The organism is uncultured Tenacibaculum sp., from assembly GCF_947502995.1.
Classification (GTDB): domain Bacteria; phylum Bacteroidota; class Bacteroidia; order Flavobacteriales; family Flavobacteriaceae; genus Polaribacter.
The window spans coordinates 101,403-127,808 of sequence record NZ_CANNBW010000012.1 but is presented as its reverse complement, the minus strand read 5'-3'; the positions used below and the strand labels follow the sequence as shown (position 1 = coordinate 127,808).

Sequence of the window (26,406 nt, the reverse complement as noted above, 5' to 3'; positions counted from 1 at the left end):
ACAAATAATATGAAAAAAATAATATTAACTGCTGTGATATTAGTCAATTCAATGAATTGCTTTAGTCAAAACACTTTTCCTTTAAACGGAAATGTAGGTATAGGAACTTCAAATCCTCAAGAAAAATTACAAATTGGAAATACTGGTTTTACATTTCATGACGGTGGTCATAAAGTATTAACTTTTAACCCTAACACTACTAATCAAGGAACAATAAGGTATGACGTTCCTAATAAAAGATTCACTTTTGAAACATTTGTAAATGGAGTCTTAGTTCCTCATTTTTACATCAATAACAATAAAAATGTAATAGTGGAGGGTAAATTAGGAATAGGAACAGGAGCTCCTTTAAGAAAATTAGACGTTTTGTCTAACGATTTTTTAATTTCACGATTTAAAAGACAAGGATCTGGCGGTGGAATAGGTAGTGAATATGTAAATGGTAATGGAAAATCTTGGAGAGTTGCAGTAGGAGGAAGTAATGCTTTCGGTATTTATAAAGGGGCTGATTCTTTTGGTAAGAGTTTTATTATTACTGAAGAAGGAAATATGGGGATTGGTTCTGTTAACCCAGACAGCAAACTAACTGTTAAAGGTGATATTCACTGTGAAGAAGTATTAGTTGATTTAGAAGTGCCTGCAGATTATGTATTCCAAAAATATTATACAGGTTCGTCTAGTTTAAAAGAAGATTATACAATGCCTACTTTAGAAGAAATAGAAACTTTCACTAAAGAAAATCATCACTTACCAAATGTACCATCTGCTAAAAAAATACAAGAGGGAGGATTGCAATTAAAAGAAATGACAAACTTATTACTTCAAAAAATAGAGGAATTAACTCTATACACAATTGAGCAAGAAAAGCGAATTAAAGCGTTAGAAGCTCAAGTTCAAGCTACGAAAAAGAAAAAGTAAGTTAGAATGTTATTTTTTAATCGGCCTATTTTTTAGGCCGATTTTATTTAAAAACTTTTGTTTAGAATAAAAATTTGCGTGATTAGTTATGAAATTATTCAAAGTATTATTATTGTTATTACCCTTTGCTATAATGGGGCAAGAAATTATTACTGAAACAATCAATTTTTCTGATAGACAAGGTGTAACTAAAGAATGTGGTTTTAGTTACTGCAATTTTTTTGAAAAATCCGGTGAACGTATTGAATTTAATAATCAACTTAATATTAACACAAATGCAAGGTATTTATTTGAGCATCCTAATTTCCCAAATAAACAAATAAAAAAAATAACACTAGATATTGTTATAACTAATTCAACTACTGCATACTCGAATAATAATTCTAGAATAGTAATAAGAGGAGCTAAATTGTCTTGCAACGAAACTATACCCTGGACTTTTCCTTCTCCTGAAAAACTAGAAGAATTATATCTCTGTAATAATTCTGGAGAAAGAGTTGTTGATTATTACATTGAAACTCCACACGCAACTACAGTTTCTGAAGAAGTGATTATTTACGATGCTAATGCTACTGGTTTTAGTAATTCTACATTACAATATTTTGATCCAAATAGTAACTTTTTAACACTAACTTTTTCACCAAATAGAGGTCGTGTAGACATAAAATCTGCTAAATTAAATATAGTATACGAAGACCTAAATGTACCCAAAACACCAACATTAAATGGATATGCTAGTTCAAAAACCAAAGTAAATTTAAATTGGGATTCTATATTTAATGCTACAAGCTATGAAGTATATAATTGCGATACAAATCAAAAAATAGCAACTGTAACATCTAATAGTTATGTAGTAAATAATTTGAATCCAGATACAACATATAAATTCAAGGTTAGAGCTTTGAACAATAATGGTTTTTCAAACTTCTCCAACTGTAAAAGTGTTACAACAAAAGAAGATATTGTAAAACCTATAACTCCTACACTTACAGGTTTTTCAGATTCTACTTCAAGCATTGTATTAAATTGGAATCAAATTTCAAACGCTACGAGTTATCAACTTTATGATTGTAATAATCAACTTATAGCTACAGTTAATTCTAATAGTTACACACACACAGGTTTAAGTGCAGGAACTACATATACATATAAAATAAGAGCTAAAAATAGTGCTGGTAATTCTGATTTTTCTAGTTGTTTAAGTGTTGATGTATTAGGCTGTATTGAAAATATTACTATTGCTAATGAAATTATTTCAAGGGATTACGATGCTGCTGACACAGTTGTAATATCAAATAGTGAATCTGAACCGAATACAGTTGCGTATATTAAAGCTGGATCTTCTTTACGATTATTACCAAAAACTCATTTAAAAAGAAACTCTGTAGTAAATCTAAAAGTTCAAGAATGTTTAGTCTCTGCTAGAATTATTCTGCAAAAAAAGGAAGTTGATTCAAGTCTGAATGAAGATGATAATATTCATCAGATTGAAAGTAATGAATTTAGTATTTACCCTAATCCATTTAGCGATAGACTTACCTTAAAAACAGAAAAGAAAATTAAAGCTTGGCATATTTATAATGTATTAAACCAAAGAATTTTAACTGGGAATTCTGCTATTATTAATACTTCTTCATTGTCTAACGGATATTATATAATAAATGTGTTATTAGATTCAGGAGAATTAATTAAGAAAAAGATAATAAAAAACAAATAACTTTAACAATGAAAAAGATACACTATATATTTTCTTTATTTCTAATACTATGCTGGAGTTGTTCTACTACTGACGAGTGTTCAGAAAATGATCAAGAAGTCTTATTTACAGTTCGTATGAAGCTAATTGATAGTGATGGTACTAATTTTTTAAACAACCCTAATATTGATCTATCTCTCATACAAATTATGAGTAATGATAACAATATCATAGGTGTAATTGATTATATTATTTCTGGTACTGGAGAGCAAAAAGTGGTAGAATTTTCGATGGCACAAACAAGAGATATTACAATTGCAATTCCGAGAGATACTTTTATTAATGTAAAAGTAAATAACATTAAAACAAAACTTTTAGAAAACTGTAATGTACAAGTTGAATCTTTTGATGCTTTTACAGCATCTCAGATTATTTGTACCAACTGTAATACTGACGATACTATTCTTGAAATTCGTGTTTTCTAATATTTCTTTAAAAATAAATTTCTGAAAAAGGAATACCATCCCATTATCTAAAAATTGTTGACTTTAGACATGAAAAAAACTTAAAATTAACCTTCTAATACTATAATAATTTCTCTTTCTATCTGATTGTATGCATATCTGGAAAATTACCCAGACAGGTATTGTATTGCTCTAAATTAACCCAAAAAATCACTCATGAAATTATCAAAAAAAAATATTTCATTTTTATTTATCACCTTCATAAATTTTATTTCTTTTTCTCAATCAGTAATACCAGCTGCTGATATAGTAACAGTAAGAAAAGGTGAAACTTTTGTAAAGTCCATAACAATTCAATCAGGAAATGCAGATCATTATTGGAATGTGGTTAACATTGTCGGAGCTAATTCAAACACAATTAATGTTAATCCTAGAAATGGATTTTTAAGAAAATATCAATCTGTTAGTATTCCTGTGACTGGAATAAATAATTTCAATTCAAACTTTAGTCAAGGTTATACTGTAATCATTTCCTTAAGAGATGCAAAAACAAATTACATTAGGACTTTTCATTATAATTTAACAGTAAACTATTATGTAGGATGTGAAAGTAACATAACAATCACAAGAGATGTTAATTCTAACCAAACAGATAATAGATCTACCAGTGTAAGTATAACTGCAAAAAATAATATTAAAAATGGAGCTAATGCCAGATATGATGCTGGACAAAAAGTATATTTAAAACCTGGCTTTAAAGTTGCTTCTGGTGGAGCTTTCTCAGCAATAATTAAAGGTTGTTCTATAACGAATAATAAAACATTAACATTAAATAACACAATACTTAAAGAAGAACTTTTAGTAACTTCTAACGAAAAGCAAACTCTTGCTGATAATATTGTTATTTATCCAAATCCGTTTCAAAATCAATTTAACCTAAAAACAAACCAAAAAATTAAACATTGGATTATTTATAACATGTTAAATAAAGATGTTTTAAACGGAACTACCTCTACAATAAATACTTCTTCATTACCCAAAGGATTGTATAACATTCAAATTATATCTAATTCAGGAGAAACAATCAGAAAAAAAATTGTCAAAAATTAAACCATATGAAAAAAATTACAACATTATTTATTTGCTCCCTTCTCTCTGTTTACAGTTATTCTCAAGAACAAAGAAATTGTCATTCAGATGAAAACCTTGAATATAGAAAATCACTGGATCCTAATTTGGAAACAAAAATGATTCAGATTGAAAATTCTATTCAAAGAAAAATATTGTTTAAAACCAATGATGAAATTCTTACAATACCTGTAGTTGTTCATATTGTATATAACAATGATGAACAAAATATCAGTGATGCTCAAATTATGTCGCAAATTGAAGTATTAAATAAAGATTTTAGAAGAACGAATTCAGATGCAACTACAAGATGGTCTCAAGCAGCTGATACAAAAATAGAATTTAAACTTGCTTCAATAGATCCAAATGGTAATGCTACTAATGGTATAACAAGAAAATTTTCTAATAGAACTAGTTGGGGAACTACAGATGATATAAAAAAAACTAGCAAAGGAGGAGTAGCGCCTTGGAATACATCTGAATATTTAAATATTTGGGTTTGTAATATGAATGGCGTTCTTGGTTATGCTCAATACCCTGGAGGTACACCAGAAACAGATGGTATTGTTGTTGGACACAGATATTTTGGTAGCGTAGATACGAATAGTAATTTTAACTTACCTCCTAGATTTAATAAAGGAAGAACTGCTACACATGAAGTAGGTCATTTTTTAGGTTTAAGACATATATGGGGTAACAGTACAAATTGTAATATTGATGATTTAGTTGATGATACACCTAAATCTAATGGCGCTAATTATCGTTGTCAATTAGGAAGTATTTCTTGTGATTCAGAAGACATGGTAGAAAATTACATGGATTATTCAGATGATTCATGTATGAACTTATTCACTGAAGGTCAAAAAAATAGAATGCGTGCTTATTTAGGAGAAGGTAATTTTAGATATAGCTTAACTATTTCTAATAAATTTAATAATTGTGAAGATTCCATATTAATTTCTCAGAATATACCTAACGGAGGTATTAGTAATCAATCAACTAATATAAGTATCACTGCTACGAACACAATACATGAAAATGCATTTGTTAATTACAAAGCAGGTGAAAAAATATATTTAAAACCAGGTTTTAAAACTATTGGTAATGTTAAGTTTAAAGCTTTAATAGGTCCTTGTAATGGATATTTAGAAAGAAAAACTTCTTCTTTGCTTTCAAAAAAAGAAACAACAAAAGAAGAAACAATTAAAATTTACCCAAACCCTTTTGACAATACAATAAACATAAAAACTACCCAAAAAATAATTTATTGGAAGTTAGTTAATATAGAAGGGTTAGAACTTAAACGAGGAACAACTAATGTAGATTTAATAAATACCTCGAATTTATCTTCTGGTATATACTTTATTGAAATAATGTTTGAAAATCATGAAACCATCAGGAAAAAACTTTTAAAAGTTTTCTAGAAAAAAGAAGAAGTAAATTTACTTCTTCTTTTTTTATTCCTATCAACCTATATTTGCAGCCAAATAACAACACAACACACATGAATATTTTAGTTTTAGGTTCTGGAGGTAGAGAACATGCATTTACTTACAAACTATCTCAAAGTAAAAAAGTTACTCAAGTTTTCGTAGCTCCTGGAAATGCAGGGACAGATAAAATTGCTAAAAATTTAAGTATTAATCCGACTGATTTTAATACAGTTAAAACAGCTGTTTTAGAACATGAAATTAACATGGTAGTTGTAGGTCCAGAAGCTCCTTTAGTTGAAGGAGTTCACGATTTCTTTTTAGCCGACGATCAACTAAAAAATATTCCTGTAATCGGACCTAAAAAAGATGGTGCTTTATTAGAAGGTAGTAAAGATTTCTCTAAACAATTTATGGAGAAACACAATATTCCTACTGCAAAATATCAATCGTTTACTCAAAATTCTTTAGAAGACGGATATGCTTTTTTAGAAACCTTAAATCCTCCTTTTGTTTTAAAAGCTGATGGTTTAGCTGCAGGAAAAGGAGTTCTAATTTTAGACAATATTGAAGAAGCTAAATCTGAGTTAAAAGAAATGCTAACCAATCAAAAATTTGGGGATGCTTCTGCTACAGTAGTTATCGAAGAATTCTTGAAAGGAATTGAACTTTCTGTTTTTGTACTTACCGACGGAAAAAGCTATAAAGTTTTACCTTCTGCTAAAGACTATAAAAGAATTGGTGAAGGAGATACTGGATTAAATACTGGTGGAATGGGAGCAATTTCTCCTGTACCTTTTGCTGATACTGATTTTCTTACTAAAGTTGAAGATCGAATTATAAAACCAACTGTTGATGGTTTACAAAAAGACGGAATCGATTATAGAGGGTTTATCTTTATCGGTTTAATGAACGTAGCTGGAGACCCTTTTGTTATTGAGTACAATGTAAGAATGGGAGACCCTGAAACTGAAGTGGTTTTACCTAGAATCAATTCTGATTTATTCGATTTATTTGAAGGAGTTGCTAATCAAAACTTACATGAGAAAACTTATGAAGTAACTCCACAAACTGCGACTACAGTAATGTTAGTTTCTGGTGGATATCCTGAAGCATACGAAAAAGGAAAAGCAATTTCTGGTTTCGAAGGAATTGAAGATTCTATTGTTTTTCATGCTGGAACTAAAATAGACGATACTGAAGTAGTAACAAATGGAGGAAGAGTTATGGCTATAACATCTTTTGGTGATACTATTAAAGATGCTTTAGCTAAGTCTTATAAAAATATCGACAAGATTTCATTTGAGAAAATGAACTATAGAAAAGATATTGGATTCGATTTATAGAAATTTTAACCTGTAAAAGTTATTGTACCAAAGGTGGGACTCGAACCCACACGCTCTAATGAGCATCGGATTTTGAATCCGACGTGTCTACCAATTCCACCACTTTGGCAATAATAGGCTGCAAATCTAAATATTTTTTACTGAATTCATTTAAATCTCTTTATTACTGTTCAAAATAATTTTACTTTTGCGCAAACACAACAATAAACACAACTGATAAATGTCTTATAATCAACTTACTCCTAAATTGTTTGCCTGCAGACAAAGTATGGAGCTAGCAAAAAAAATAGCAAAAGAATATGGCGAAGAGCTAGGTAATGTTAAAATTACACCTTTTAGCGATGGTGAATTTCAACCTGCTTTTGAAGAATCAGTACGAGGAAGAAGAGTTTTCATTATTGGATCTACTTTCCCTACTGCTGATAATTTAATGGAAATGCTGTTAATGTTAGATGCTGCTAAACGTGCATCAGCAAGACATATTACTGCTGTTATGCCTTACTTCGGATGGGCAAGACAAGATAGAAAAGATAAGCCTAGAGTAGCAATCGGTGCGAAATTAGTTGCTAATCTTTTACAGGCTGCTGGAGCAACTCGTATTATGACAATGGATTTACACGCAGATCAAATCCAAGGTTTCTTCGAAAAACCAGTAGACCACTTATATGCTTCTACAATCTTCATGGAGTACATTGAAAGTTTAAAACTTGAAAATGTAACTATAGCTTCTCCAGACATGGGAGGTTCTAAAAGAGCTTATGCATATTCTAAATACTTAGCTAGTGATGTTGTAATCTGTTACAAACAAAGAAAAAAAGCTAATGTAATTGAGCACATGGAATTAATTGGTGAAGTAGAAGGTAAAAATGTAATTCTAGTTGATGACATGATCGACACTGGAGGAACATTAACTAGAGCTGCCGATTTAATGGTAGAAAGAGGTGCAAAATCTGTAAGAGCAATTTGTACTCACCCAATACTTTCTGGTGATGCTTATGAGAAAATTCAAAACTCTAAATTAACAGAGTTAATTGTCTCAGATACAATTCCTTTAAAAAAGGATATTTCTAAAATAAAAGTTGTATCTTGCGCGCCCTTATTCGCTGATGTTATGCACAAAGTGCAAGATAATACATCAATAAGCGATAAGTTTTTAATGTAAATTTTTAAAATAAATATAAGTAATGCAATCGATTACAATCAACGGATCTCAAAGAGAAAGCGTGGGTAAAAAAGCTACTAAAGCCCTACGTAATGCTGGAAAGGTTCCTTGCGTATTATACGGAGGAGATAAGCCTGTTCACTTTTCAGCTGAAGAAAAAGCGTTCAAAAGTTTAGTATACACTCCAAACGTATATACTGCTTCGATTGAACTAGACGGTAAAACTTACGCAGCTGTTTTACAAGACATTCAGTTTCACCCTGTAACTGACAAAATCTTACACATTGATTTCTATCAATTATTCGAAGATAGGCCAGTAACTATGGAAATTCCTGTTAAATTAGTAGGTAGTTCTAAAGGGGTTATGATTGGTGGTGCTTTACGTCACAACATGCGTAAAGTAAAAGTTAAAGCTTTACCAGCTAACTTACCAGACTTTATTGAAGCTGACATTACTGAATTAGAAATCGGTAATAAACTTTATATTACTGAATTAGCAAATGAGAACTTTACTTTCTTACACCCAGATAACACTGTGGTTGCTCAAGTACGTATGTCTCGTAATGCTGCTAAAGCTGCTGCTGAAGCTGAAAGTTAAGAATATAAAACATATTATTCATATATTAAAAAGACCGACAAATTTGTCGGTCTTTTTTTAATTCAAACAATTTACAAATGAAGTCTTATTTTTTATTTCTTCATTGCTTTTTCAATAACTTTCATGGTTTCATTAGCTTTTGCTAATTCTGCCCATTTTAAAGCTGTTAATCCTCTATTCGATTTTGCTTTTAACTTCGCTCCTTTATCTATTAATAATTTTGCGATTTTAGCTCTGTTGTAACGTGCCGCAAACATTAATGGTGTTAATCCTGTAGATTTCTTATTAATGTCTTCTCCGCTATTTATCATAGCTTCAACAGCTTCATAATTACCTTCTTTAATTAATTTACAAAATGTTGTTACGTCTTCATAATTTAAAAAAGTAACATTTTCACTTGTTGGTAATTCTGTAGCGTTAACAGTTGTTGTGTAAGCTCCAAAAGCTAAAGCGATGGTTAAGATGATTTTTCTCATGATACAATATTAATTAGTGGTTGTTCAATTAAAAGACGCTAACAACTCAAATGTGTTTCACTGTAATTCACTAATTAACAAAACAATAACTTTAATAATATTTCTTTAACATTTACAAAAAAGCCATGTTTTATGACTATTTTCATTAAAAACACTAAAAAACAACAGCTTTATAATTAATAGTGTTAAAATTTTCAAAAAAAAATAATAAATTCACAATCAGTAACCTAAAACAAAAATTATGGGTAAAAGATTAATGTATCTTCTAGGTATTTTACTTACCATTATTATTGGAACTTACTTTAGCTATATTTTGTGTTGTAATTCAGAAAGTCATAATGAAAATATTGTGACTAATGAAAATACAACACCAAAAAAAGTATACAAAAATCCTACTTTGTATCCTTTTACAGTTAAAGATGCTAATGGAAATTTTTCCTTAAATGCTAATGATAATTTTAATTTTGAAGCTTCTAACCTCAGCTTTTTAACACCTATTTCTTCTAATTTAGATGTAGAGATCGATAAACTTAAAGATTTTTTATCTACAAATAATAATAAATCATTATCGATCACTGGATATTACACTCAAGATGAAGAAAACAAATCTGCTTATCCTAATCTAGGTTTAGCAAGAGCAAATTCTATCAAGAATTTTTTAAACACAAAAGGTGTTCCATCAAAAGTAATGAACACTTTTGGTGAATTAAAAGAAGATATGATTGCCGATTCTTTACATGTTTATCATGGACCTTTAGCTTTTTCTATTTCAGAATTAAAAGACGACCCTGAAGAAATGGATAAGCTTGCTGAATATATTAAAGCTCATGCAATAGAATTACACTTTAAATCTGGGCAATTTGAAATTAACCTCAACGCAGAACAAAGACAAGAAATTGCTGACATTGCCAAATATTTAGACAAAGTAGATGGCGCTACTTGTATAATAACTGGTCATACAGATAATACTGGAGATGTGACTAATAACTTAGCTTTGGGTCAAAACAGAGCAGATTCAGTTAAAAAGTATCTTATTAAAAATGCTGCTATACCCGAAAATAAAATTATTGCCACCTCCAAAGGTGAAGCAGAACCAATAGCAGACAATAATACTCCTGAAGGAAGAGCAAAAAACAGAAGAACAATAATAACAATTAAATAAATAAGAAAATTATGAGTCCATGTATATACATTCCTATTGTAGTAGGTCTTTTATGTGCTTTATTAGGCTATTTATTAGGTAGACTTTTTAGAAGATCAGATGATAATAACAACAATGATGATTCTATAATCCTTGAATTAAGAAATAAAATTTCTCAACTTGAAACTAATCTAGAAGCCTGTAATAAATCTAAAATAGCTTTACAAAACGATTTAGATGCTTGTAGAGAAAGTAAAGCTGGATTAAGTTCAGATTTAAAATTAGCCAGAGAAGCAAGTACTAATTTAGGTGCTGCGGCATCTTTAACAGGAAGCACAAATGATAATTCAGAATTAAAAGATAAAATTTCTAGCTTAGAAACTGAACTAGAAGCTTGTACTAAAGCAAAAGCTTCTTTACAGAATGATTTAGACAAAGCTAAAAGTACTAATGCTAGTTTAAATTTAATTCCATTTAATGCTGATGCTGCAAAAGCTGTATTTGGAAAAAAAATTAAACAAGATGATTTAAAAATTGTAGAAGGAATTGGCCCTAAAATAGAAGTGTTATTCCATAATTTTGATATTAAAACTTGGAAAGCTTTAAGCGAAACTTCTATTGAAAAATGTCAAGAAGTATTAAATAGCGGTGGCGATCGTTATCGAATTCATAAACCAAATACTTGGCCACAACAAGCTAAACTTGCTTATGAAGGTAAATGGGAAGAATTACTAAAATGGCAAGATGAACTCGATGGAGGTAAATTATAAAAATAAAAAAAGCTCGGTAAAATGTTTACCGAGCTTTTTTTAAATTAACAATCTATATCTATTTTACAATCAATGTATATTGCGGAGTTGGGTTTAATGGACAGAAATAAACGTATTCTCCCTTTTTAAGTTTTACTTTTTTAGAAGTAGATTTTGTGTTGTTTTTTGCTAATGAAGTAACATAAGCTTCTTTAATGTGATTTGCTTGATCTGTTTTTCCTTTTGGAGCTAAAACAAATCCAACATCTTTACCAACATTACTATTAGCGATTTCGAAGATATAAGTTCCTTCAGATAATGTTACTGACTTTTGAGTAAACTCACCTTTAGTTTGTTCTAAAGATACAGTCTTTACTTCTTGCGCATTAACATTCATTACTGCTCCTAATACTACTACTAAAATTGCTATTACTTTTTTCATGTTTAATTAATTTATTGTTTTGGGATTTAAAATTTTATTTACTTTTTTTATTATGAATTTACTGTGAATTTTCCTGCTTCTACTGCTGGGAAATCTATTTCAGTTTCTGCAATATGGTTTACATAGTTTGTTAATGTATTAGAAACTACATTTAAAACAATTTCTAAAATATCACTATCGTTGTATCCTGCTGCTTTTACTGCTGCTAACTCTTCAGAACTTACATTACCTCTATTTCTAGTTACACTTTGTGCAAATTGTAATCCTGCTGCTACTTTGTCATCAGAAGAACGTCCTTGTCTGTTTGCTTCAGTTTGCTCATCTGTTAAACCATTCATTTTTCCAATTGCAGTGTGTGCAGATAAACAGTAGTTACAGCTATTTTCTTCTGCAATTGCTAAAGCTAATTGCTCTCTGAACTTGTTAGAAAAATTTCCGCTTGCTGTTAAATCACCTAATGATAAATAACTCTGTAATGTTGCTGGTGAATTACCAAAAACTTTAATTAAGTTTGGAATAAATCCTAATTTACTTTGAACTGCGTCAAATAATTCTTTTGATTTTCCTGTTGTAGTTTCTGGGTTTAATGTTTCTATTCTTGTACTCATTTTTAAGGTTTTTTATTAGTTATTATTTTCTTGTTTGTTGTTTAATTCGTTTTGCTCTTCGTACTCTTGGTATCCCCAACAGTTAGGGCATTGATGTGTTATTACTTTCATGTCTTTTTTTGTTTTAATGAGGATTAACAAATAATTCTGGTACAAAGATGCGACGAGAATAGACCTTAAAAAATGGACAAAAGTTCCTAAGCCTTGTACATTTGGACTTTTAGCTGAAAAACAGGGTGAAAAAGCAAAAAATCCGCCTTGAAATTTCTTCAAAAGCGGATTCTATTTATAATTTTTAAAAGTATACTTTACAGTTGTACTTTTTGTATTTTCTTAAATTGTGCAGGAGAATTTCCTGTTGCTTTAGTAAAAAAGCGTGAAAAGTATGCCGGATCATTAAACCCTAAATCGAACGCAATATGTTTTACAGCTTCAGAAGAATACAACAATTGTCGTTTTGCTTCAGTAACAATTCTATTTTTAATAAAATCACTTGGGGTTTCTGCTCCTATTTTCTGAAAATGCTTAGTTAGCGACTTTGGAGAAATTCCTAATCGATTTGCGTAATCTGTAACACTATGAAGTTTTCTAAAATTTTGCTCAACAAGTAAGCTAAAATCTTTAAATAATTTAGTTTCTGTATCGTCTTTAATTATAGAATGCTCTTTTTTCATTCGAACAGAATAAATAATAAACTGTTTTAAAAAAGACTGCAACATATCATATTGCGCTGTTTCAGCTAATTCAAATTCTTCAACTAAATTATCTAAAATGAAATTTAGTTTTTTAATATCCTTTTCTGAAGGAGTTACAAACGGAGTCTCATATACATTATTAAATAAAACACCATTACAAGCAATCTCTGTATCGTGAGTTTGAATACAATAAAAATCTCTAGTAAAACTTAACTGATAAGCTTCTTTTATTCTTTCAGAATCAACAGTAAATACCTGACCAGGTGACAGGAAAAACAAAACAGTTCCATCAAAAGAATAACTTTTAAAATCAATATTATACGTTCCTTTCCCTTCTTTAATCCAAAAGATTTTGTATTCGTTTATTTGGGTAGGCTTATTTACAACACAAGCTTTTTCGAAGTCTACTAGTTGTAGTGAAAAAACATCTTGAAAAGTGTAGGTTTTAATATCTTGAATTGCCATAAACCAAATTTACAAATTGGTCGTAAAAATGAAAATTACTAACAAGAATTCCTTTTAAATTACACAAAAAAAGAACCGCTAAAATAAATTTAGCGGTTAACTTCTCATTCTTCTTTCTCTTTTTACTTACACTTTCTTCTATCAAGCTTTTTACATGATTTATTTATGCGGTTTTTTTCAAAACACGGTAATCTAATATTCTATTTTTGGGATAGGCTTTTATACTAACACTATTTCCTTGATTTCCTCCTAACAAATACACGTAGCGTTTTGATTCTTTTACCAAAAAACCTACATGCCCTTTCCAACTACTCGGATCTTCTCTCCATAATACAACTACATCTCCTTGCTTTGGTGTACTTGTAGATGTTCCTACAGATAACCAACTTCTTGCATTCAATTTATTTGACTTTTCATATCCTGCTTCTTTTGCAACCCAATTAGCAAAAGCACTACACCATGCTGTTTCATCACTATAATTTGTTATATCGAAACCCATAGTTTTAAAATAATTAAGTATTTGAGGATGATCTTTTGCCCCTTTTACTTCTTTAACTCCATATTGCGATAACGCCACTGATATTAATTTATTCATATAATTTTTTTTAATAAAAGCGTTAGCAGACAGAACATAAAAAGTTAAAGGTTCTTATTTTTCTCTTTACCAGATTGTGGTTTAACCTAACTTTATGTTTCTACATAACATAAAAAGATTCATTATTAAAACAACACTAATTAATAGCAATACAAATATACAACATATTACACAAACACACAAACAAAACATAATATAATTATGTAAAATGTTATAATTAATAAAAACAAAAGCCCAATAATAATTATTGAGCTTCTTTTTTTTGTGATATTACTGTTTTTTAACCTTTATAAATTATAGGTTTTCTATTTCTATTTCTTCAGCAATTAAAAGTAAAACATCTGTTTTGTTCACTAAAGATTGAATTTGAGCAGTTATTCCTCTTAATTGTTCGTGCATTGTACAAAATTGCCACACTTCTTGAATAAATTGTGTAAAATCTGTATCAGGATCATATTTAAATTGTTTGGTTTGATAAATAACTCCCAACAATTGTTTAACAGAAACTTTTGCTTTTTCAATTGTATCTGTTAATCTTGCATATACTTTCCATAAATCTCCTTGAGCATCAGTTAAAAGACCAGAACAAAATTGTAGCAATTGTTTTCTTTTATGCTGACTACTATCTGGATGATATGTAGATAACTCTCCTCTTTTCACAGCAAACATTGAAGCTTCTGCCAAGTTACTCTGTTGGAACAACTCTTCTGTTTCTGCTAACCAATCTCGTAATTCTTTAGCGCTTGAATTACTCTTTTTCTCAAGTAAATCTACAATTGGATGTATTTTAGAAAGCTGAGTTTCTAGACTATTTAAAGTATTAAGAATTGATTTTCTCATTATTATTCAGGCAATAATTTATTACTTACGTTTCCTTCTTCATTTTCAGACGCATACCATTCTAAACTTTCTTCTTTTAAAGTCATTTTAATTTGAACAATATTCTCTGGTGGTAATTCTCTTAATTTATGTCCTTCTACTATTACTCTTGGTCCAGCTTTAGCTGCTGAATCATCGGTTACTGGTGCAGATTTCACATAACTTTTTACATTTTGACTAACAGCATTTTGAGTTCCTATTAAATCTACTCTAACATATGGAGGAATTGGATACACTTTTGTAAATGCTCTAACTGCTCTTTCTGCATAGGCACTTAACTCTTTTTCGGTACTTAAACCTAATTTTAAATTCGTATCAAGTTTTACAATTTCTTGATTAATCGAATTCTCTAATTCTGCAATTTTGTAATCTGGAAAATCATCTTTAATAGGAGGAACCAAAGATTCTTCTCTAGGAAGTTGAACTTCATCAAAAGGCACAATCTCTTCCACAGGTTTTATATCTTGGGAAAATGTTGCAACATCCTCTTTACTGATAATATCTCCTTTTGTATCGCCAACAACATTTTTTGCATAAGGCAAGCGATCTTGTAAAACTTTAATTGTTGCATTTCTAAGACCAACCTTATTTTCTACACTTGCAACATATGTTGTAGTTGTATCATCTTGACCTGTTTCTGCAATTGCTACTGGAATTGTTAGCTCTATATTTTCTGCCTTAAAACGTGGTACAGAAAAATGTTTTAACAATTCGTGTTTAGAAAATTGCTCTGCAACTTCTAACGATTTTAAATCAGAAACTAATCTTGCTTCTGCAATACTTGAAGCAATACTCCCTAAATATTCATTAAGTTTTACCATTATTTTGTTTTAAGTTTTTAAAAGGAAGGCCATTCAAAATGAATGACCTTCGAGGTTAGGTTAATTCAAATAAGTTTTAAGCTATAGTAGCAATACTATCTTCTAACATGCCTAAAATTCTATTTAATCCTTCTGGTAATTCTTCATTTACAGCTCTAACTCTAACACCTAAGTTGTATGTTTTATCAACTTTAGTTCCTTGAGTTGTGTTTCTTCTGTAAGAAGCTGAAGCTTTAAATTTGATGAACTTGAATTTTAAACCTAGTTTAGCATCTAAAGCAAACTTTGTATCGATACTTCTAGTTTCAACAGAACTTAAACGTGCGTTAAAATCAACATTTACTTCATCAATACGTAAAGATGGGATTGTTAACATTGTTAAAAACGGAACCTTGATAGCCACGTTACTTTCTAGAAACTGATTGTCTGTATCTGTGTCGGCTGGTAAACCTTCATCAGAAAGTTCAATAGCAGTTTTTCCAAAATGTGGGTTAGCTGTAGACTTTTTGTACTTGAAATCGACATAACGTAAGTTATCTGGCTTTGCTGGATCAACATCATTTTCAAAACCTACTCTCTCGATGAAATCTACAGTAGCCATAGAAGCTTCTGTTTGGGCTTGGATTGCAGCTTGTAACGGACCTCCGATATACACGTTGAAATCTAAACTGTTTAATTCTGGTACTAAATTTGGCATAATAAATAGGATGGTTTTTAAAATAGGCTTACTCTGTTTTTTTACATGGTTTTTCTGCTTTCCCCCATGAAAGATTCTAATTTGATTCTTTCACAAAATGTTTCTGTCCTCTTCTATTAATTCACAAACATATACACCCAAAACAGGTGAACAGATTGCAGTTTTATAGCATCATGATTCAAATGATAAGCGCTTTACTATAAAAGCTTCAAAAAATATGTTGGAATTAATGTTGAAGAGATTTTAAAAAAATGAAGAAACTCAAGTTAAAACCTCAAAAAAAGTACCGTTTGGAATTCATACAAAATAGCTCGATTTGCGACTGTATGCCAACTGACGATTACGAGTACAAATATACAACCTTTTTTTAGTTTACACAAACTTTTTACTGTTTTTTTTGTAAAATGTTTAATTTTAACATAATAAAAATCCCGAAACATGATTTCGGGATTTATTTTTTTGTGATATTGCTGATTATTTACTTATAAACAATCAGTTTAAAACTTAAACTTGAGTTGTTTTTATAAGTAATTACGGAGTGTAAACATTGGTAATGTAAGACCCACTAATACCTAAATCTGAATCAAAAGTTCCTCCATCAAAAGATATATCTGTTACTCTTTGGCTTGTAACAGCATCGACAATAAGTAAAATATTCCCCCAATAAATAACTTGTATATTTTTAGGGTCTACTCCAGCCTCAACACTTGTTGCTGCAAAATAATTTATTGTTGTGTTATTTGTATACATAACTCCGGATTCATCATTAGGAAAAGGGAGACCTTTTATATAAGCTCCAGAATTCCCCGTTCCGGAATTAATATTACTCGGATCACTAATTTGTCGTAATTTAATATTAAAATGAACAATATTTCCCATTCTTACTGCCTTACCTACCGCTGAACCAACTGTATATTCATCTTGAGAAGTAACATAAAACTTAGGTGTAAAATCTACCTCCTCATAAAAATCAACAGGAAGCCCTCCTCCTAAACCAGCAGAAACTAGCGAAACCTCTCCATTTTCATCAATCTTGAACTCTCTGTTAGCTTCTCCCGCTGGTTGTTTAGCATCGATATAACTATCGATTAAATCTGAATATTGAGCTTGTGTTGGTTTATCTCCTGTTTCGAAATAACTTTTTAATTCTTCTTTTGTCTTTTTCATTTATTAGATATTAGAATTAGTAATATATGTACCGGAAATTATTATATCATTGGAACTAACACCTCCATTAAAAGAAACACCGGAAACTCTTTCTAAATTATCAGCTCTAACTATAAGCAACCTATCCAACAACATAAAAACCCTCAAATCATTAGCTTCTAAACCAGAATCTATTGTGGTTGCTCTAAAACTTAGTATATTACTATTATTAGAATAGGTACTCCCTATTTTAATATTTGAAAAAGGTAAACCTGTTATGTAAAATCCTTCACCTGTGATATCTACAGGATCAACAATATTCTTTATAGTTAAATCGTAATGAACTAGATTACCGACTCTTACAGCTTTTCCAATAGATAAACTAGAAGTGTATTCATTCTCAATACTTTCCTTTGCAAAAAGCCTAGGAGTAAAATCTACTTCTTCATAAAAATTAGCTTTCATTAATCCCATATTATCTTTATTTGCTATAGGAATTAATGCATTTTGCCCTGTACTTGATTCTATTAATCCTCCAGATAAAGAATTTGAAAAAGACAAATTTGTAGGCCTTTCACTTACTACTGTTGAAAACGAATCTGTTAAATCAATTTCTTTGACAGCAACCCCATCTTTTAATAACGATAGTTTATTGTTTGTAATATCAGAAAGTGTATATTCAGGAATTACTTTTTCTGAAACTACAGTAACTTCTCCATTTTCATCAATCCTGAACTCTCTGTTAGCTTCCCCTGCTGGTTGTTTAGCATCGATATAACTATCGATTAAATCTGAATACTGAGCTTGAGTTGGTTTATCTCCTTTTTCGAAATAACTTTTTAATTCTTCTTTACTTTTTTTCATTATTTTAATTTTATTTTCACGAAATTGAAATGCATAACAAGCCCCAATAATCTCTATAAAAAATTATTGATTTTATTAGCATACATAATCGAATTAACCTCCATAACAGAAACTAACTCTTACTACAATACAATCACTTGATTAATTTGCAGCCAAAAAATTTACTGATTTTCATAGTTTTTTGTAGTCAAAAAAGTTTGATGTTAAACATTCTAAAAATGTTTTTTTTAACATCAAAACTTACACTATTAGAATAAACTAATTTTTAGATTTTGTTTTTTAAACAAACAGAGATACGCAATAACTTGATTCTTTCTTTTTCGTTTTTCTTAACTAGATTTAGTTTAATCAAGTATTCTTTTTCTCTGTAATATTTATTAAACTGTTAAATAAGCAACACAAATATACAAACATATTACAAATAAAAAAACATTTTACAGTTAAAATATTATAAAATGTATTAAATAAAAATAACCTCGTCTATTAAGATTAAGACGAGGTTGTTTTTTATTAAGAAATATATTCTACATTTTTTAAGTGTTTAAAACCTAAAAACCTCTTCCTTCTAAAGCTAAATCTACTGATACTTCTATCAGATCTTTAAAAGTATTAAAAGGAGATTTCCAAATAGTTTCTTCATCTTCTACAGCAAAACAATTCCATGGTTGTGGATCATCTCCTTCATCTAAGTAGATAAAACTATATTGTTCAGAATCTAATTGATTAAATACAACTATAGGCCTATCTATTTTCAAACCTCTATTTTTTAAACCCGCTAAACAATCTTTAGTTTCTCTTTCCATCCAACTAAACTTCATGTTAAATGGAAGGCAAGATACTTCTCCTCCGATAAATAAAAATTCTCTAAACACTTTAGGGAAAGGATTTCCATTATTTAGTTTTTCTTCTAAAACTTTTATTTCATTCAACGAACAACCTTGAGTTGGATACGTTTTTACATATTTAAACTTATCTTTATTCTCTTCAAATTTTTGTAAATATTCAATAGTCATTTTTTATTTGTTTAATAAATTATCAGCAAATTCGCGCCCTCCTTTTATACTTTCATCTCCGTAAACAATTAATTTCAAAGTCTTATTCTGAGATTCGACAAATCTTTTTAATATTAACAATTCCTGTTGACATGAAGTACATGTTATAAATATATTTTTTGTTTCCACAATAAATTCATCTGCACTGCGTAAATGATCCCTTATAAAATGAAAAACATATTTCAATTCACTATCTCCTTTTCTTACTTGTCCATTAACATCTTTCACCCCTATAAATATAATCTTTCCTTCAACCTTTTTAGTAGATCCAACTTGAAATTTAACCCATTCAGGCCTATCATGAACACTTATAAAATCATCAGGATATTTATTTCCTTTTCCTGAATGTATTAATTCAGTTATCTCTTCGAATATTTCATTGTTTTTTAAATATTGTGTTTTAAATTCCGCAATATTTCTATCTGGTATAACTCTACCAACATCATCTAACCTAGCTAATTGAGGATATTTATTAACTATCCTATTAAAAAAATTTAAATTATCAATATTACTAAAATGCTTAACATCGAAAGCTTCTACAAAATCACTCCATAATTGATTTTTGTTTAACCTATAATGTTCTCTCAATACTCGTCTCTCTCTTAAAAAATTATCCAAATCTTCTCTAAATTCCTTCAACCTTCTTGGATTCTTTAAAGAGTTTCTCTTTTTTGTTCTCCTATTTCTCTCAGCAACCTTTTTCAAATACTCCTTAGTCGAAATACCTTCTTTTTTAGCCGCATCTTCATACTCTTTCATCTTTTTAGGAACTTCAGCTTCAGACAATCCAGAATCTAAAATATTACCCTGCTCATCCATTAAATCAATTTTACCTTTTTTTTTAACTGATGCAGCTTGGTTAAAACAACCTAAAACAATAGAAGTATCTCTTTTCTTAACTAACTTTAAATTGTTTTCTTCTAAAAAAACAAGAACCTTCTCTTTTCGTCTTTTTTTGTACTCCCACAAATAAAAGACATAAAACCATAGTTTTTTCATGGTTTTATCGGGTAATTGGACAAAATGTAATAACATCATCCTTAACACTGGTAGGCGCATACCCTAACTTTCGTATTTTCCTTTTAGCAGACGCACTTTTAAACAAACGCTCAAAGGCTTCTTCTGCCAATTGTCCACTCGTTTTCACCACTAATTTTACCCAAGTTAGAAACGCATCCATTATTTTGGCTACATCTATTTTTTTTAATTGTTGAAAGAGTTCACCTAAAGCCTGTATAAATTTAGTTGGAGAGTTTACTACTATTTTTGCTCCTTGTCTTACACTACTAAACAGTTTCGTAAGTCCATCAAACGTTAACTTAAAAGCTTGGCTTACTGTTTTTGCTCCTCCTGTTGCTAGAGCCGTAATTACCTCTTCAATAATAAAACCAATCGCAAAACCAATACCGTAACCTATTCGATCTACTTTTGTTGCTACATAATCTACACCGTCTGATAATTTAGAAAGTATAGCTTCTGGATTATTTAAAAAAGCAACTAGCTCTTTACCTACTTTTAATAAACCTTTTGATATTTTTTTAAGATTTGCTGAAGAAAATAAAAGTAGAAAAGCTTCAAAAGCATTTTCTAACATTTCAAAACCAATTCTTATCATAGTTTTAAAAGACAAAGTATTATCATCACTTAAATACTTTGGAATATTTAAAATATGACCAATAATTGCTATAATACCAGCAATAGCATCTACAATACTATTATATATCCCTATAAATAAAGCGTTTAAAAAGATAAAAACACTTTTACTACTTAACAACTTGCTAAAGCTATTGTACAAATCTTTGACTTCATCTGTCATTTTAAAAACAAAGACTATCTTTTTATTTAAAAAATCTCTCAATCCATCATTTGGAATACTGTCAATTTTATTTTTTAAATCATTTTTTAATGAGTCTAGTTCTGAATCTAATGATTTCCCCTCTTTTACCTTAGGTTCATTTACCTCTAAAAACTTTTCAAACCCAGGGAAAATTGGAGCAAAATCTACATTTCTTTCACCTTTTTTATCAAAATATTTCCACCTATTAGCATCAGCTTTTAATTCAGGAATAACATTAGTTCCAATAATCACTAATGGATTACCTAAGAGGCCACTAAGAAATTCACCTAATCCTTCTATAATAAAACTATCAACCTCATAGAAAGATGAAATTTTACTATTTATTTCTTCTAAACTTTTATTGTTAAAATGATTTTCAAAAACTTTCTCTACTTCTTTAGTATCTATTTTCACCTTAAAAAGCTTTGCCAATTCTGCTATCTCTTTATATGGTAAGTTTATATTCTTTTGAATAGCCTTACCTGTTTTTACCCTAACCACAGACAAAGGATTAAATAAACTATCACTTTCCAAGAAAAAAATAATTTCATTTGCTGCTACATTTTTAATTCGAGCATAAGCATCTTCTAATAATGCTCCATCTTCAGTAAAAAAGAACACCACAGAAAAAGAATTGTTTTCTACAATTTTCCTTAATTTAATATTTGGAATCGCAAAAATTTTTGGAACAGTAGGAGAAGGAATGTTGTTTTCTTTTTTTATTATTTCTACTTCTAACTCTTCTGTAATTTCTGTTCCTATTGCTACCTTAACAAATAATTCCTCTTGATAAGCTATTACTTTTAAAATAGTTGAACTAAGATTTTCTACGACGATGTTTTCTGTAACTTCTATTGCGTAAAAATTCGGAAGCAAATAACTTTCAACTGTATCTACACTTAATCTTTTGGAGTTTTCTGTTCTTTTGTATTGATTATTTCCGGTTGAAAACACTTGTACAAAAGTTTCTCTTGAGTTTTCTTCTAAAAAACTATCGTCTAACTCTAATGTATCTTCTTCATCATCTCCAACAATCTTTAATAAATTATTAAAAACAACACAGTTAGACTCCGGCTGAAACTTTGACTTGAAATGCTTTATACCATATTCGTATGCATTCATTTTATATTCCTTTTTCTTTAAATTGATTCCATAGAAATACTAACCTAATTTTAAAAATGAGGTTTAAATAATTTCTAAAAAACAATGAATTTTATTAAAGAGGCTGCCTAAAATACTTTTAGACAGCACTCAAAACTTACCTATAACTAATTAGGTTATTGTACCGTATTCGTTTCACCAACGATATCAAAATCCACACCTTCTGGAGAAGGTTCTGGAGTAGCAACTTCATCTCCTAATTTATAATCACTAGATTTAAATTGACTATACTCACCACAATTTGGATTACAAGGCAAACCTCCTTCTTTTAACACAACAGAATCTGCTTGTAAAATAGTTAAAGCCGTAGGTACTCGAGTTTCCCAAACACCTTCTACTTCACCATCAGGTTTTAACATTTCTTCTGCAACGGAAACATATAAATCATCCTCTGTATCGGTAACTATACCTTCACCATTCCATAATTCCCCTGTATTCATAAACCAATTTACAGCAGCTTCAAAACCTGGACGAACAGGAACAACAGTTCTAGCCATTCCACTTTGTAGAAATGCTTTAAAAATAGGATCATTAGTATCTAAAAATTCAAAATTCTCACCCCATTTTAACTTACTCTTGTAAAAGTAAGGATAGAAAGTATACGCCATTATTTCCCAATCAAAAGCCTGTTCAAAAAACTTAACAACCGCAGCATGATTATCTAATTCTTGAGATTTACTAACAGTCGTAATACTATTTTTATAATGACTTTGACTTACCGTGAACTTATCTTCAAAAGGAGCCGTCATTAAATCAATAGCAATACGTTTTAACTCTCGTTTCTCTATACCTCTATTTAATTGAGAACTAAATTCTCTTTGTTTTTCTTTCTCCTCAACACTTACTTCTTTACCTAATTCAAAATCATTATACTCTTCAACACGCTCATTATAAGCATCCATAATGGCTTTAAAAGCTTCTTTTTGCCACTCAGTAATTCCTTCATCAGATATTCCACAAGTAATTTTAAAATGGACACTACCTACATGATAACCATACACAGAATAAGAAACAGGGAAAAAACCTTTATAAGCTGGCATATTTCGCTCTACACCACTAGATATAACTGTATCACCAGCAACTAAAGAAGTCTGAAAACCAGTCTCTCTATTATTTACTGTAATAACTCCTTTTACTTTTTTAGTTTCATATCCTTCAGGGATCTCTACATCTTCATTCTCTGAAAATATCTCATCCCATTCATCATCTCTTGTATCAGGAATATTATATGAAAACGACTTACTAACTATAATCTCATCTTCTGGAATTAATGGTACATATGCATTATATTTCGCCGCAATAATCTGATAATTCTCTCTGTTCAAATCAGATGGTTTAAGTAATCCATTCTCCAAAAGACTCATTATTTTTAATTCTTTTGGGTGAATAGGTTTCACAGGGGCAATTAAATTACTTCCATTTATATATTTTCCTTTTTCACCTTTTAAATATCCATCAATATAAAATTTAGCTGGTTCTGGTATTGAAAATTCATACATTAAACGTTTACCATAGTTCACTAATTTATTTTTGTATATAACATCTACCCAACGATACACACCTGTTACATGTTGGTCTCCTTTTCTATTATCAAAACCATGAGTGTTATTTTCTTCAAACTCTTTAAGAATTCTAGTTGTTCGTTTTTTACTTACTTTTTCAACCACACGCTCTAAAGCACGTTCTGTAACTTCTTGAGCATAATTTTGTGCTTGACGATTAGACTTAGAAATAGAATTACTTGAAGACGTGTTAAAGTTAGAACCAAAACTAAACTTTGTTCCAAGACCACCACTCACACTAGCATTAGCTCCAAAACTTGACGCTGTATCTTGATTTACAATAGATGAAGCTTCACTTTGTAATTCATTACGCTCTGTAGAAGTCGTATCTGTTAAAACTTCTGCTTCTCTTTCAGAACTTTCTTCTGTAGTACTTTCATATGATGTTAAATTTCGAGTACTTTTCTCTTTGTACTCACGAGCCATAATATTTTCAATATGAGAAACTTCTCCTGGAACATAACAACAAACCTCTTGCTCTACACGTCTAAAATCTGCAATACCTAATTGAGAAACTCCGAAAATTGTTCCTTCTTCTGCACTACCAGAATCAGATCCATCTGGAGTATCAGCCTCACCTCTAAGCGTGAATTGACCTTCTATTCCTGTAGATGTTAAGAAACCATCCTCATCTCTACTGATAGTGATAAATCTTTCGTTTTCAAAAACTAAAATCTGACCGTTACTCAACGCTAACTCACCATTTAACTTATACGTTGTTTCTGATAAAGCTATTTTGTTATCTGTAAATAATCTAACATTTAACAGGGCATTATCAGAAATAGATAAGTTCTGAAAAGATCTTCCAGAAAAAATCACATTATCGTTATCACTATTCGTAATAGCATACTGAGCATCTTCAACAGTAACTTGCTCTGAACCTAAAGTGTAAAAAGTAAGACGTAGTGTAGAAAGATCGTTAACATCACTATCAACATACCCTACATAACTCTTATCTAAATCTACACTTGTCATTCTAGAACTAACCACTTCACCTCCAATAATAACGTCAGAAGCTTCAGATACATTATTTAAAATAACTTCCTTCTCTTTCTTGATTTTATTAGTTAATCCTACTTTTATTTCTGCAAAAGTATCATACAACTCAAAGTCTTTAGTATTTATTAAAGCTTGAGTTTCTTGAGATAATTGAGCTGTAATTTTAGCTTCAGATTCACTAGGTTTAGCAACCACACCTTCTGGATATCTAATAATTTCATTAGACTTTATATACCCTATAGCAACATCATTTAAACCAGGATAAGTTTCTATTTGAGACTCTTCTTTTGTTACTGGATCAATAACTGTATCTATTACAGGCTGACTCTTTATTTCCTTTATTTGCTGCTCATAAACATCAATTGCTTCTTGATATTTCTTTTCTTCTTCTTTGTTATAAACTAATTCTGCCTTATTAATTTCCTGTAAAGCTGTTTCGTAGGTTTTTAATCGTGATTTAGCTAAATCAACCTTAACCGTTTTTTCTAAAAAAGCTGATTGACTAGCTGTCATTCCTTTTGTTGATAACGATCTAATATCACTCTTTGGTGAGTATAAAACTTCTTTAGGAACAATTACACTAGCATTTGCTCTAAATCGGAATTCTTTTGCTTGTTCTTCTGTAAACTCAATTTCTCCATCTGAATCTACTGATGAAACTGAACTATTAGCAAAATCGTTAAATGCGATTAAAAAACGATTAGTTATTAACAACTGAATTAAAGCTTCACGAACTGAAGTAGAACTTTTATGGATCGTTTGATAAAATAAATTATTCCATAATATAATCTCTTCGGTTTCATCTAAAATAATATCTGAAACCACAGGTGTTGCATCAGAAGTTTGCGAACCGCTAAATAAGATTGTCTGTAAATTTTCTTCTATACTTACAGCACTTAAGTAGTTTTTATTTCGCATTAACCAATTAGAAAAATCATATAATTTACCATATGTTTTTCTGATTTCTAACCTGTTTTCTATAGCATTAAAATCTGGAGATTGATACGCATTCTGTAATGCTTCTAATCTTTTAGTTTCTTGTTGAATTCCAGCAACTGATCTGTGAGCTAAACTTTCTGTTTCTTTTCCTTCAGGATACGATACAAATAATACATCTTTCTTTCTTTCGTCTGCTAATTGAGGCGAACGCAATGTCACAAACCTAAAAAGGTTTGATGTAATTGGCTTTTTTTCCATTTAAATCTTTTTTTAATAATTCTTAAACTTTACAAGAGCATATATCACATTCTTGTTTTGCTTATTTAACAGTAAACAACACTAACATAAAGTTTAAACCAGTAAAATATATTTGTGAATTTTAAAAACAGAGGTATTAAGAAAATGACTTATAACAAGTTAAAACCTCTAAAGAATTAGCAACTTTTCCACATATGTTTAAATTTTATTATATTTGCATTTAAACACAGGACAAAAATACAAACATTTTACACAATAAACAAATGTTTTATTTTTAA

At 29.9% G+C, this 26,406-nt stretch carries 24 protein-coding genes and 1 tRNA gene; 10 read left to right on the top strand and 15 right to left on the bottom strand.

Features of this window, described 5'->3' with window-relative positions; genetic code table 11:
* Positions 1–9 precede the first annotated feature (9 nt).
* The 6 genes from Q1A46_RS11570 to purD all read left to right on the top strand — a co-directional run bounded on the left by Q1A46_RS11570 (position 10) and on the right by purD (position 6,982).
* Complete coding sequence (locus tag Q1A46_RS11570) at positions 10–918, top strand: hypothetical protein (RefSeq protein WP_299678466.1); 909 nt, start codon at positions 10–12, stop codon at positions 916–918.
* An 88-nt stretch (positions 919–1,006) separates the two neighbouring features.
* Positions 1,007–2,635, top strand: coding sequence for a fibronectin type III domain-containing protein (locus Q1A46_RS11565; protein ID WP_299678464.1), 1,629 nt, complete (start codon positions 1,007–1,009; stop codon positions 2,633–2,635).
* A gap of 8 nt (positions 2,636–2,643) precedes the next feature.
* Complete coding sequence (locus tag Q1A46_RS11560; protein WP_299678461.1) at positions 2,644–3,099, top strand: hypothetical protein; 456 nt, start codon at positions 2,644–2,646, stop codon at positions 3,097–3,099.
* A 195-nt stretch (positions 3,100–3,294) separates the two neighbouring features.
* Positions 3,295–4,188, top strand: a complete 894-nt coding sequence (locus tag Q1A46_RS11555; RefSeq protein ID WP_299678458.1) for a 3-coathanger stack domain-containing protein — start codon at positions 3,295–3,297, stop codon at positions 4,186–4,188.
* Positions 4,189–4,193: 5 nt separating this feature from the next.
* Positions 4,194–5,630, top strand: coding sequence for a M43 family zinc metalloprotease (locus Q1A46_RS11550; protein WP_299678455.1), 1,437 nt, complete (start codon positions 4,194–4,196; stop codon positions 5,628–5,630).
* A gap of 80 nt (positions 5,631–5,710) precedes the next feature.
* Positions 5,711–6,982, top strand: coding sequence for a phosphoribosylamine--glycine ligase (purD, locus tag Q1A46_RS11545; RefSeq protein ID WP_299678452.1), 1,272 nt, complete (start codon positions 5,711–5,713; stop codon positions 6,980–6,982).
* 25 nt (positions 6,983–7,007) lie between these two features.
* Here the strand turns inward: purD and Q1A46_RS11540 are convergent.
* A tRNA-Leu gene (locus Q1A46_RS11540) sits at positions 7,008–7,091 on the bottom strand.
* Positions 7,092–7,202: 111 nt separating this feature from the next.
* Here Q1A46_RS11540 and Q1A46_RS11535 point away from each other — a divergent pair.
* Together Q1A46_RS11535 and Q1A46_RS11530 are read left to right on the top strand one after the other, a co-directional pair.
* On the top strand, positions 7,203–8,144 hold the full coding sequence (locus Q1A46_RS11535) for a ribose-phosphate pyrophosphokinase (protein ID WP_299678449.1): 942 nt from the start codon (positions 7,203–7,205) through the stop codon (positions 8,142–8,144).
* A 22-nt stretch (positions 8,145–8,166) separates the two neighbouring features.
* The gene (locus Q1A46_RS11530; RefSeq protein ID WP_299678447.1) at positions 8,167–8,742 is read left to right on the top strand and encodes a 50S ribosomal protein L25/general stress protein Ctc; all 576 of its coding nucleotides are present in this window, start codon (positions 8,167–8,169) and stop codon (positions 8,740–8,742) included.
* 92 nt (positions 8,743–8,834) lie between these two features.
* Here Q1A46_RS11530 and Q1A46_RS11525 read toward each other — a convergent pair whose 3' ends face one another.
* The gene (locus tag Q1A46_RS11525; protein WP_299678444.1) at positions 8,835–9,218 is read right to left on the bottom strand and encodes an ankyrin repeat domain-containing protein; all 384 of its coding nucleotides are present in this window, start codon (positions 9,216–9,218) and stop codon (positions 8,835–8,837) included.
* Between the two features lie 241 nt (positions 9,219–9,459).
* Between Q1A46_RS11525 and Q1A46_RS11520 the strand changes: the two genes are divergently transcribed.
* Positions 9,460–10,380, top strand: a complete 921-nt coding sequence (locus tag Q1A46_RS11520) for an OmpA family protein (protein ID WP_299678441.1) — start codon at positions 9,460–9,462, stop codon at positions 10,378–10,380.
* A gap of 11 nt (positions 10,381–10,391) precedes the next feature.
* Complete coding sequence (locus Q1A46_RS20925; protein ID WP_306420518.1) at positions 10,392–11,129, top strand: hypothetical protein; 738 nt, start codon at positions 10,392–10,394, stop codon at positions 11,127–11,129.
* A gap of 58 nt (positions 11,130–11,187) precedes the next feature.
* Here the strand turns inward: Q1A46_RS20925 and Q1A46_RS11510 are convergent, their stop codons facing one another.
* From Q1A46_RS11510 to Q1A46_RS11450, 13 genes are all read right to left on the bottom strand, one after another.
* Positions 11,188–11,550 (bottom strand): hypothetical protein, encoded by a 363-nt coding sequence (locus tag Q1A46_RS11510; RefSeq protein ID WP_299678438.1) that lies wholly within the window; start codon positions 11,548–11,550, stop codon positions 11,188–11,190.
* Positions 11,551–11,600: 50 nt separating this feature from the next.
* The gene (locus tag Q1A46_RS11505) at positions 11,601–12,158 is read right to left on the bottom strand and encodes a carboxymuconolactone decarboxylase family protein (protein WP_299678435.1); all 558 of its coding nucleotides are present in this window, start codon (positions 12,156–12,158) and stop codon (positions 11,601–11,603) included.
* Between the two features lie 308 nt (positions 12,159–12,466).
* Entirely contained in the window at positions 12,467–13,318 is an 852-nt protein-coding gene (locus Q1A46_RS11500) for a helix-turn-helix domain-containing protein (RefSeq protein WP_299678432.1), read from the bottom strand.
* A 163-nt stretch (positions 13,319–13,481) separates the two neighbouring features.
* Positions 13,482–13,913, bottom strand: coding sequence for a TIGR02594 family protein (locus Q1A46_RS11495; protein ID WP_299678430.1), 432 nt, complete (start codon positions 13,911–13,913; stop codon positions 13,482–13,484).
* 294 nt (positions 13,914–14,207) lie between these two features.
* A complete protein-coding gene (locus Q1A46_RS11490; protein WP_299678427.1) occupies positions 14,208–14,753 on the bottom strand; it encodes a hypothetical protein in 546 nt (181 codons plus the stop codon).
* A gap of 2 nt (positions 14,754–14,755) precedes the next feature.
* The gene (locus Q1A46_RS11485; protein WP_299678424.1) at positions 14,756–15,613 is read right to left on the bottom strand and encodes a hypothetical protein; all 858 of its coding nucleotides are present in this window, start codon (positions 15,611–15,613) and stop codon (positions 14,756–14,758) included.
* Between the two features lie 76 nt (positions 15,614–15,689).
* Positions 15,690–16,310, bottom strand: coding sequence for a DUF2589 domain-containing protein (locus tag Q1A46_RS11480; RefSeq protein ID WP_299678421.1), 621 nt, complete (start codon positions 16,308–16,310; stop codon positions 15,690–15,692).
* Between the two features lie 531 nt (positions 16,311–16,841).
* On the bottom strand, positions 16,842–17,477 hold the full coding sequence (locus Q1A46_RS11475; protein WP_299678418.1) for a hypothetical protein: 636 nt from the start codon (positions 17,475–17,477) through the stop codon (positions 16,842–16,844).
* Positions 17,478–17,480: 3 nt separating this feature from the next.
* Positions 17,481–18,320 carry a hypothetical protein gene (locus Q1A46_RS11470; RefSeq protein ID WP_299678415.1) on the bottom strand — a complete coding sequence of 280 codons (840 nt, stop codon included), beginning with the start codon at positions 18,318–18,320 and terminating at the stop codon, positions 17,481–17,483.
* A 548-nt stretch (positions 18,321–18,868) separates the two neighbouring features.
* On the bottom strand, positions 18,869–19,333 hold the full coding sequence (locus Q1A46_RS11465; RefSeq protein WP_299678412.1) for an SMI1/KNR4 family protein: 465 nt from the start codon (positions 19,331–19,333) through the stop codon (positions 18,869–18,871).
* A gap of 3 nt (positions 19,334–19,336) precedes the next feature.
* Positions 19,337–20,371 (bottom strand): hypothetical protein, encoded by a 1,035-nt coding sequence (locus tag Q1A46_RS11460; RefSeq protein ID WP_299678409.1) that lies wholly within the window; start codon positions 20,369–20,371, stop codon positions 19,337–19,339.
* Positions 20,372–20,375: 4 nt separating this feature from the next.
* On the bottom strand, positions 20,376–22,331 hold the full coding sequence (locus Q1A46_RS11455) for a hypothetical protein (protein WP_299678406.1): 1,956 nt from the start codon (positions 22,329–22,331) through the stop codon (positions 20,376–20,378).
* A gap of 155 nt (positions 22,332–22,486) precedes the next feature.
* Positions 22,487–26,128, bottom strand: coding sequence for a hypothetical protein (locus Q1A46_RS11450; protein ID WP_299678403.1), 3,642 nt, complete (start codon positions 26,126–26,128; stop codon positions 22,487–22,489).
* Between the last annotated feature and the right edge of the window lie 278 nt (positions 26,129–26,406).